Here is a 9,081-nt window from a genome sequence, read left to right as displayed (position 1 = left end):
AGGTGAGCCGGGCGATCTTGTGCCGGGCCAGGTGGTCGCGGCGCCCGTTCTGGTCGAGCTGGGTGAGCAGGCACTTGCCGACCGCGCTGGCGTGCACGGCGGAGCGGAAGTCGACCCACTCGTGCACCTTGGGAGTGCGCGGGCTGTCCGCGAACTGTGTGATGCGGACCTCACCGTCCACGTACCGGCTGATGTAGACGGCCGCGCCGACCGAGTCACGCAGCCGGTCCAGGGTCTCCTGGAGCTTCTCCTGCAGCGCCTGCTTCCGGTCCGTCCCCGAGCCGAGCAGGACCAGTGAGTCCCCTATGGCGTAGGCGCCGTCGGACACCTGTAGGACGTAGCCCTCCCGGCGCAGCATGAGGAGCATCGGCGCGAGATGGGCCGCGGGCAGGCCGGTCTCACGCGCGATCTGTGCGTCCGTCACGCCACCGGTGTGGCGCGCGATCGTTTCGAGTACGCGAAGGGCGTACTGCACCGAATGGAACGGCGCGGTCGGCTCGGGCTTCAGCGCCACGGTTTCCCCCTACCAGGTTGTTACCGCTTGCCCTACCACGATAGCCATCAAGAGGCCCATCCGGAGCGCCTGTTGATGAGATTGATGGCTCAATCAAGTCGCTTCTTCAGCACGTATCCGGATGGCATATGCCGGAGGCAAGATCATCTTGACGGTCTGCCGGGAATGCCCGGCCTCGACCCACGGTTCGACTTCTTCGTACGGACGTGAAGGAGAGCGGCATGGGACGGGAGCGACGATGAGTGACGCCGGGGACGCCAGGGACAGCCGGGCGGGCGCGGACGCGGCAGCGGGCCCGAACACGAGTACGGGGGTGGTGTCGGGTGCACACGCGGGCGCGGGCGGCGGAACCGGCGCGGCCCCCGCAGAGCCGATCCGGGGCGTCGCACGGGGCCGGGCGCCGGTCCCGCTCTCCGTGCTGGATCTCGTCACGGTCGGGGCGGGCAGCACCGCCCACGAGTCGCTGCGCACCAGCGTGGCGATCTCCCGGCTGGCGGAGTCGCGCGGCTACCACCGCCACTGGGTCGCCGAGCACCACTCCATGCCCGGCGTGGCCAGCTCCTCCCCGGCGGTGATCCTGGCCCACCTCGCCGCGCACACCACCCGCATCCGGCTCGGCTCGGGCGGCGTAATGCTGCCCAACCACGCCCCGCTGGCCGTGGCCGAGCAGTTCGGGACCCTGGAGGCGTTCGCCCCGGGCCGGATCGACCTCGGCCTCGGCCGCGCCCCCGGGACCGACCCCGGCACGGCGGCCGCGCTGCGCGGGCCCGCGCGGGCGGAAGAGGCGCACGACGAGTTCCCGCGCCGCCTGGGCGAACTCGTCCGCTTCCTCGACGACAGCTTCCCCGACGGGCACCCGTATGCCCGGGTGCACGCAGTGCCCGGGCCGGTCCAGGGCCCCACCGGGCGGCCCCCGGTGTGGCTGCTCGGCTCCTCCGGGTTCAGCGCCCGCCTCGCCGGCGAGCTGGGCCTGCCCTTCGCGTACGCCCACCACTTCTCGGCGGCCGGCACGCTGCCCGCGCTCGACCTGTACCGCCAGAGCTTCCGCCCCTCGGCGGTGCTGGACGCCCCGTACGCCGTCATCGGGGTCTCGGCGCTGGCCGCGGACACCGAGGAGGAGGCGCGGGCCCAGGTGCGCACGGGCGCGCTCTCGATGCTCCGGCTGCGCTCCGGCCGGCCCGGGCTCGTCCCGACGCCCGAGGAGGCGGCCGCGTACCCCTTCTCGCCGGCGGAGCGGGAGTTCGTCGACGGCTGGACGGCGAACATCGTCCACGGCGTGCCCGAGCAGGTCCGTTCCGGGCTCGACGCGCTGGTCGCGCGGACCGGTGCGGACGAGCTGATGCTGACGGCCAACGCCCATGGCGGGGAGGCCCGGTTGCGCTCCTACGGTCTCGTCGCAGATGCGTACGGGATGCCGGTGGAGGGCTCGGTTCCGGCTTGAGGGCAGGCAAACGGGGTTCGGCTGGTTTGTTGCCGAAATCTTGCCGGAACATGGCTTAGGAGAGGCTTAAACCGCTCGTCACCCGGGGTGGCGGGCGGTTTCTGATGTGAGCTCAGGTCTCTGACGAGCGGATTTGATCGCCGGGTGGTCTAGTCCTTCTTTGGTCCAAACCATTGACTGCGGCGCGGAGTGATCGCTATCACTTCTCTCACCCGAAGCTGACGCATCCCCTCCCACCCCCACGGAGTCAGTTCATGCACATCCGTAAACCCCTCATCGCGGCCGCCGCCACGGCCGCGCTGGCAGCCGGAGCGCTGGCCACCTTCGCGGGACTCGGCACCGCACAGGCCGCGGGCGCCACCGGCGGCGCCCCCGCGGCGGCCGCGGGCAACGTCAAGATCGCCTACTACGACCAGTGGAGCGTGTACGGGAACGCCTTCTACCCCAAGCAGCTCGACACCCGCGGCATAGCGGGGAAGCTGGACGTCATCAACTACTCGTTCGGCAACATCCACCCCACCGACCTCACCTGCTTCGAGGCCAACAAGGCCGCGGGCGACGACAACAACGCCAGTGCCGGTGACGGGGCGGGCGACTCCTACGCCGACTACCAGAAGTCGTTCGGCGCGGCGGACAGCGTCAGCGGGGTCGCCGACAAGTGGGACCAGCCGATCGTGGGCGTCTTCAACCAGTTCAAGCAGCTCAAGGCGAAGTACCCGAACCTCAAGATCAACATTTCGATCGGCGGCTGGACGTACTCGAAGTACTTCAGCGACGCGGCCAAGACCGACGCCTCCCGCAAGAAGCTCGTCTCCTCCTGCATCGACCAGTACATCAAGGGCAACCTGCCCGTCGAGGGCGGCTACGGCGGCCCGGGCAGCGCGGCCGGGATCTTTGACGGCATCGACATCGACTGGGAGTACCCCGGCTCGGCGGGCGGCCACCTCGGCAATCACTACGCCCCCGAGGACAAGCAGAACTTCACCCTGCTGCTCAAGGAGTTCCGTACCCAGCTCGACGCCTACGGGGCGGCCAACGGCGGCAAGAAGTACCTGCTCACCTCGGCGCTCCCGGCCGGCCAGGACAAGATCAAGTACATCGAGACGGACAAGATCGGCGCGTACCTCGACTACGCGAACATCATGACCTACGACATGCACGGCGCCTGGGACGGCGACGGGCCGACGTACCACCAGTCGCCGCTCTACCCCTCGGCGGCCGACCCGACCGACCCGATCGCGCCCGGCACCGAGAAGTACAGCATCAAGAACGCCATCGACTCCTGGCTCGACGGCAACCCGGCCTACGGCATCACGGGCGGGTTCCCGGCCAACAAGCTGACTTTGGGCTACGAGTTCTACTACCGCGGCTGGAAGGGCGTCCCCGCCGGGACCACCAACGGCCTCGCCCAGACGGCGACCGGCCCGTCCGCCGCCCGGCCCACCAGCCAGCAGGCCGGCATCGCCAACTACAAGGAACTCGGCGGCATCGTCGACAACCCGGCCGTCACCTTCTGGGACGACCAGGCGAAGGCGTCGTACTTCTTCAAGGACGGCGAGTTCTTCACCGGCCTGAACCAGAAGTCCGTCCAGGCCCGGGTCGACTACGGCAAGCAGCGCGGTCTGGCCGGCGCGATGATGTACTCCCTGCTCGGCCTGGACGACAAGGCCACGCTGCTGAACCAGATCTCCACCGCCCTCGGCGGCTCCACCCAGCCCCCGGCCACCCCGACCCCGACCCCCACGCCGACCTCGACGCCCGGCCCCACGGCGACCCCGACCCCCACCGCCACGCCCACCGCGGGCTGCGCCGCCCCCGCCTACGTCGCGGGCACGGTCTACACCGGCGGCAGCGAGGTCTCCCACAAGGGCCACAAGTGGAAGGCCCAGTGGTGGACGCAGAACGAGGAGCCCGGCACCACCGGTGAATGGGGTGTCTGGAAGGACCTCGGCGCCTGCTGATCTCCCCCCACCCCGCGCCGAGCGACCCTCCGCCCCGTACCCCGTCCATGGGTGCGGGGCGGAGGCGTGCGCACGCTCAGCCGTCCTGCGACGGCGCGCGGGTGCCGATCATCTCCGCGATGCGCTCGGGGGCCACCGCGCGGGAGTAGAGCCAGCCCTGGCCCGTGTCGCAGCCGACGCGGCGCAGCCGGGCCGCCTGGCCGGCCGTCTCCACGCACTCCGCCGTCACCGTCAGGCCCAGCCGGTGCGCCAACTGGACCAGGGCCTCCACGATGGTCTCGTCGGCGGGGTTGGGGTGGGCGCCCTCCTCGTAGCGGAAGCCGCGCACGAACGAGCCGTCCAACTTGAGCACCGACACCGGCAGCCGGCTGAGGTAGGCGAGGTTCGAGTACCCGGTGCCGAAGTCGTCGATGGCGATCCGCACGCCCATGTCGCTCAGCGCCTGGAGCGCCTGCAGCGGCCGGCCCGCCGAACCCATGACCGCCGACTCCGTCAGCTCCAGTTGGAGCAACTGCGGCGCGAGCCCCGTCTCGGCGAGGATCTCCGCGACGTCCCCCACCAGGTCCGAGTCCCAGACCTGCCGCACGGCCACGTTCACCGACACGAACACCGGCGAGTCGCTGGGCTGCTCGATCTGCCAGCGCCGGGCCTGCCGGCAGGCGGTCCGCAGCACCCACTGACCCAACTGGACGATCGAACCGTCCTCTTCCGCAATTCCGATGAACCGATTCGGCGTCAACGTCCCGAACTGCGGGTGGTTCCAGCGCACCAGCGCCTCCACCCCGCGCACCGCGCCGCTCTCCAGGTCCACCAGCGGCTGGTACTCCAGCTCGAACTCGCCCCGCTCCACGGCCGGCCGCAGCGTGGACGAGAGCGCCTGCCGGGTCATCCGGTGCGCGTTGCGCTCGGGGTCGAACAGGGTCCAGCGGGCCTTGCCGTCCGCCTTCGCCCAGTACAGGGTCGTGTCCGCGGCCTGCATAAGACCGGTTGCCGAGGTCCCGGCGGCGGCGCGTTCCACCACGCCGATGGACGCCGACACCGAGAGCCGCTGCCCGGCCAGGTCGAACGGCTCCTGGACGGCGGCCAGGACGCCGCGCGCCAGCTCCGCGAGCTGCTCGGTGCCGGTGGAGTCCTCCACCAGCAGGGCGAACTCGTCCCCGCCGAGCCGCGCCACGAGGTGGCCGCTGGTGCGCCCGTAGCCGGCCTGGTCGGCACACTGGGTCAGCCGGGCCGCCACGGCGGTCAGCAGCCGGTCGCCGACCCGGTGGCCGAGGGTGTCGTTGACCGCCTTGAAGCCGTCGAGGTCCAGGTAGCACAGGCCGATCCGGCCCGTTCCGCCGTCCTCGTACGAGGCGGCCTCCAGGGCGGCGGAGAGCCGCTCGAAGAACAGCGCCCGGTTGGGCAGGCGGGTCACGGGGTCGTGCATCTGGAGGTGGCGCAGCCGGGCCTGGAGGTCGCGCCGGTCGCTGATGTCGGCGACGGACAGCAGGACGTCCCGGGTTCCGGGTACCGGCCCCAGCGTCACTTCCGTCCACAACGAGTGGCCGTCGGGGTGTTTGAGCCGGCGCGTGCAGCGCAGCCGCGCCTGACGGCCGCGCAGCACCTCCTGGTAGGCCTGCCAGGTACGGGCCTCCGCGGCCAGGTCGACCAGGTCCGCCGCGGCCCGCTCGACGAGCTCGTGCGGGGCGGACCCCAGCAGTGCGGCCAGGGCCCGGTTGGCCGCGACGACGTAGCCCTCGCGGTCGACGACGGCCATCGCGAGGTGGGCCGCGTCGAAGGCGGCCCGGAAGTCGCGCGACCCCGGCGCGGGCCGGGAGGGCGAGGTCAGCATCGACGGATCCTCCGGCTCGCTCGACATGCCCGGCAAGGCCGGCACTGCTGGGTGACGCTCCGTGACGGCCGATCGGATGCGGTCGGCCGCCGAACCGGGTCCCTCTGAGGTTCCGCTCACCGTTGGCTCCCGCAGTGTTCGTGAGTGTCCGTGCAGGAAAGTGTGCCGATCATAGAGGCTGCCGGACGGCCCTATCCAGCGGCGCCACCGGTCGGAGGGGCGTACTTCGGTGGGATGACGGCCTGATGACGGTCCGTCGACCCGATCGCGGGCGATCGTTTCTGCGCGACGGTGAGCATGCGGAGCCCGCCGCTGATCTCCGGTGATCGGTCGTGACGTTCTGTAGACAGGGTCGTGAACTCCGGGGGTCACCGACTTGCCCTACCGCTCACTCATGTGGGGCACCGGAACAGGGCATAAGTAAGACAATCGCCTCAAGGTGGATGGAAGGGTACGAATCCACCACCGGAGGTCGATGTGCCGCCCCATCAGACACCCGGGGGAGTGGACCATCCCGGCATCCGAAGTGCCGCGGCGGTCCTCACCTCCATGGCGGCGGTCGCCGCCATGTCGCTCGTCGCGACCCCCACCGCCGCCGCGTCCGGCGCCGGCCCCTGCGCCCTGACCCGCACGGCCGCGCACCACTCCCTGGGCCTGGACACCTGGAACCGTGCCTACCCCAAACCGGTCCGCACCCTGAACGCGGTCATGGTCTTCCTCTCCTTCCCCGACCACCGCGCCACCGTCACCCCCGCCGAGCTGACCGACGACTACTTCCCCGCCACCGGCAACTTCTTCGAGCGTGCCTCGTACGGACGGTTCCGCCTGGTCCCGCACCCGCAGAAGCGGTGGATCGCGATGCCCAAGCCGTCCACGGCGTACGGGATGCAGCGCGACTGGGCACCGGAGGCCCGGGCCGCCTACCTGCGGGACGCGGTCGCGGCGGCCGACCCCGCGGTGGACTTCAGCCGGTACGACATCGTCTACTTCGTCGCCGACCCCAACGCGCCCGGAGTGGACTCGGACGCCACCAAGGTCGTCAACTTCGATCGGCCCCTCGTCGCCGACGGTACCGAGCTGAGGCGGATCGTGACCGTCTTCGAGCGGCATCCGCCGGACCGCAACGTCCTGGCGCACGAGACGGGCCACGTCTTCGACCTGCCCGACCTCTACCACCGGCCCACGGACGGCAAGGGCGACTGGGACACCTACGTCGGGGACTGGGACGTCATGGGCAGCCAGTTCGGGATGGCCCCGGACCTGTTCGCCTGGCACAAGTGGAAGCTGGGCTGGCTCGACGCCTCCCAGGTGGACTGCGTACCGTCCGGCACCTCCCTGCACACCCTCCAGCCGATCGCCGAGGGCGTCCCGAGGGGCGGCTCCGGCGGCACCCGGCTCGCGGTGGTCCGCACCGGACCGGGCAGCGCCATCGCCATCGAGGCCCGCGGCTCCGCCGGCAACGACCGGGACACCTGCACCGAGGGCGTCCTCGTCTACCGCGTCCGCAACGAGGCGGCATCGGGCGGCGGCCCGATCGAGGTGCTGGACGGCCACCCGCGCACGGAGGCGTGCTGGGACCGCTCGGTCTACCCGCCGCTGGCGGACGCCCCGCTGGAGGTCGGGGAGGCGTTCACGGTGCCCGGGGAACGCATCCGGATCGAGGTGGCGGACCGCACCCCCTCGGGCGCGTACACGGTCAAGATCACGACGTAGCGGTCCGGGTGCCGGAATCCGGGAACACGAAAGAGGCCCCCACTCGCGTGGGGGCCTCTCTCCGTCTGTGCGCCGCCAGGGACTCGAACCCCGGACCCGCTGATTAAGAGTCAGCTGCTCTAACCAACTGAGCTAGCGGCGCCTGCTGACGTCGTAGACATTAGCATCCCGATCGGCGGAACGAAAAATCGATACCTGCAGGCGGGCGGCGTGCAGGAACGCCCAGAGCAGGGCGTCCGGCCCGGGCAGCCAAGGCCGCCGGGAGTCCGGGGCCACCAACCAGCGCGACGGTCCGGGCGTCGCGACGAGGGGCGGCACGGTGACGGCATCGCCGAGGCCGTGGCAGATCGGGGCCGCCGCGTTCGGGCTCCATTCCTCCCACGCGAGCAGGGCGGGCAGCCGCTGCGCCGTGCCCGGCGCGGTGAAGAGCAGGATCCGGCCGCGGTGTACTGCGGCGGGCCCGCAGCCGGGGCCCTCGGCCCAGAGCAGGTCGAGCATCCGCCGGCCGAGCACGAGCGGAACGTTGACGACGTCGAACGCGGTCCCGCAGGGCAGCACCGCCGGAGCGGCGGGCCGCTCCTCCCAGACCGCGAGGGCGCTGCGCGGGTGGGTGCACGCGGAGGCGAGCCAGGCGGCGCCCTCGTGGGTGACCTGGGTGGCGGGGGCGGGGCGGACGTCGAGGGCGGGGCAGCCGGTCAAGGTCGTCATGCCCCAGGTCTACCGCCGGTAGTGAGACAACTCCCCGGAGTTACCGAATCCCGGGACAACGCGGGAGGACCGGAGTATGGTCCGCCCCGCATATGCCACGTGCCCCGCGTGCGCGGCCCGGACGTGCCTGCCCTGCCCCGGACTACGCGTCCTCCGCGCCGCCGCCGCGCAGCAGGCTCTCGCCGAACTCGATCATCTTGACGGCGTAGTCCTCGGTCCACTCCGCCTGTTCGGCGATGGCGGAGGCGGGCAGCCGGTCGAACCGGCGGCGGTCCGCGAGCTGGGCCGCCGCCAGCGCCTGGAACTCGACGGCCCGGTCCTGCGCCGCCCGGAAGGCCAGCGTCAGCTCGGTGGCGCGGGCCAGCAGCTCCCGCGGGTCTTCTATCGACTCCAGGTCGAAGAAGTGCTCGGGGTCCGAGGCCGCCTCCGAGGGCTCGAAGAGCAGCGGCGCGGGCCGCAGCCTCCGCTCGGTCCGCTCGGGCTCTGCCATGCCTGTCCTCCTGGGTGCTGCGCGCGAATCCTCCGGGCCACCCTCCATTGTCCAACGCCCCGCAAGGGCGCACGCCCGCTCGCGCGCGCCGGGGGGCTACACGGACGCGCGCTCGGACGCCAGCGCCGCGACCTCGTCCAACTGGGCGGCCGGCTCGTCGGCCAGGGTCGCCGCGGCGCGGGGAGTGATGCGCGAGGTCGGGGGCGGGGCGTTACGGGCGCCAGGGGATGCGGTGGTCGGACCGGAAGTCCCGGGTGGCCGTCATCGCCTCCCACCCGTCCGGGCTGTGTTCATCGGCCGCCTGCGGCGGCGTGCCGGACTCCGTCCGGCGTTACGGGCGCCAGGGGATGCGGTGGTCGGACCGGAAGTCCCGGGTGGCCGTCATCGCCTCCCACCCGTCCGGGCTGTGTTCATCGGCCGCCT

Annotated in this window: 7 protein-coding genes and 1 tRNA gene; 3 read left to right on the top strand and 5 right to left on the bottom strand. The window is 71.7% G+C overall.

Annotated features, from left to right (window positions below; translation table 11 throughout):
- The coding region (locus ABZ934_RS11090) for a helix-turn-helix domain-containing protein (RefSeq protein ID WP_361311332.1) at positions 1 to 514 on the bottom strand (514 nt) is incomplete at its 3' end.
- A 238-nt stretch (positions 515 to 752) separates the two neighbouring features.
- On the opposite strand from ABZ934_RS11090, the gene ABZ934_RS11085 reads away from it, so the two are divergent.
- Together ABZ934_RS11085 and ABZ934_RS11080 are read left to right on the top strand one after the other, a co-directional pair.
- Positions 753 to 1,955 (top strand): LLM class flavin-dependent oxidoreductase, encoded by a 1,203-nt coding sequence (locus tag ABZ934_RS11085; RefSeq protein ID WP_361311329.1) that lies wholly within the window; start codon positions 753 to 755, stop codon positions 1,953 to 1,955.
- Between the two features lie 254 nt (positions 1,956 to 2,209).
- Positions 2,210 to 3,916, top strand: a complete 1,707-nt coding sequence (locus ABZ934_RS11080) for a glycosyl hydrolase family 18 protein (RefSeq protein WP_361311327.1) — start codon at positions 2,210 to 2,212, stop codon at positions 3,914 to 3,916.
- Between the two features lie 76 nt (positions 3,917 to 3,992).
- On the opposite strand, the gene ABZ934_RS11075 is transcribed toward ABZ934_RS11080, so the two are convergent.
- Positions 3,993 to 5,747 carry an EAL domain-containing protein gene (locus ABZ934_RS11075; protein WP_361311324.1) on the bottom strand — a complete coding sequence of 585 codons (1,755 nt, stop codon included), beginning with the start codon at positions 5,745 to 5,747 and terminating at the stop codon, positions 3,993 to 3,995.
- A gap of 477 nt (positions 5,748 to 6,224) precedes the next feature.
- Here ABZ934_RS11075 and ABZ934_RS11070 point away from each other — a divergent pair, with 477 nt between their 5' ends.
- On the top strand, positions 6,225 to 7,460 hold the full coding sequence (locus ABZ934_RS11070) for a M6 family metalloprotease domain-containing protein (RefSeq protein WP_361311322.1): 1,236 nt from the start codon (positions 6,225 to 6,227) through the stop codon (positions 7,458 to 7,460).
- A gap of 68 nt (positions 7,461 to 7,528) precedes the next feature.
- Here ABZ934_RS11070 and ABZ934_RS11065 read toward each other — a convergent pair.
- The 3 genes from ABZ934_RS11065 to ABZ934_RS11055 form a co-directional block, all read right to left on the bottom strand.
- Positions 7,529 to 7,602: transfer RNA gene (locus ABZ934_RS11065), tRNA-Lys, on the bottom strand.
- Positions 7,593 to 8,168: a bifunctional DNA primase/polymerase gene (locus tag ABZ934_RS11060; protein WP_361311319.1), complete on the bottom strand. Its 576-nt coding sequence runs from the start codon at positions 8,166 to 8,168 to the stop codon at positions 7,593 to 7,595. The genes ABZ934_RS11065 and ABZ934_RS11060 overlap by 10 nt, the downstream gene beginning before the upstream one ends.
- 142 nt (positions 8,169 to 8,310) lie before the next feature.
- Positions 8,311 to 8,658 carry a hypothetical protein gene (locus tag ABZ934_RS11055; RefSeq protein WP_361311316.1) on the bottom strand — a complete coding sequence of 116 codons (348 nt, stop codon included), beginning with the start codon at positions 8,656 to 8,658 and terminating at the stop codon, positions 8,311 to 8,313.
- Positions 8,659 to 9,081 lie beyond the last annotated feature (423 nt).

Source organism: Streptomyces sp. NPDC046557 (genome assembly GCF_040645975.1).
In the GTDB taxonomy this organism is placed as follows: Bacteria; Actinomycetota; Actinomycetes; order Streptomycetales; family Streptomycetaceae; genus Streptomyces.
This window is presented reverse-complemented; position numbering and strand designations above follow the sequence as displayed.

Bases quoted from the DNA above. Each gene is read 5' to 3' on its own strand.
- ABZ934_RS11085 (WP_361311329.1), top strand. From the start codon at position 753: ATGAGTGACGCCGGGGACGCCAGGGACAGCCGGGCGGGCGCGGACGCG.
- ABZ934_RS11080 (WP_361311327.1), top strand. From the start codon at position 2,210: ATGCACATCCGTAAACCCCTCATCGCGGCCGCCGCCACGGCCGCGCTG.
- ABZ934_RS11075 (WP_361311324.1), bottom strand. From the start codon at position 5,747: ATGCTGACCTCGCCCTCCCGGCCCGCGCCGGGGTCGCGCGACTTCCGG.
- ABZ934_RS11060 (WP_361311319.1), bottom strand. From the start codon at position 8,168: ATGACGACCTTGACCGGCTGCCCCGCCCTCGACGTCCGCCCCGCCCCC.
- ABZ934_RS11055 (WP_361311316.1), bottom strand. From the start codon at position 8,658: ATGGCAGAGCCCGAGCGGACCGAGCGGAGGCTGCGGCCCGCGCCGCTG.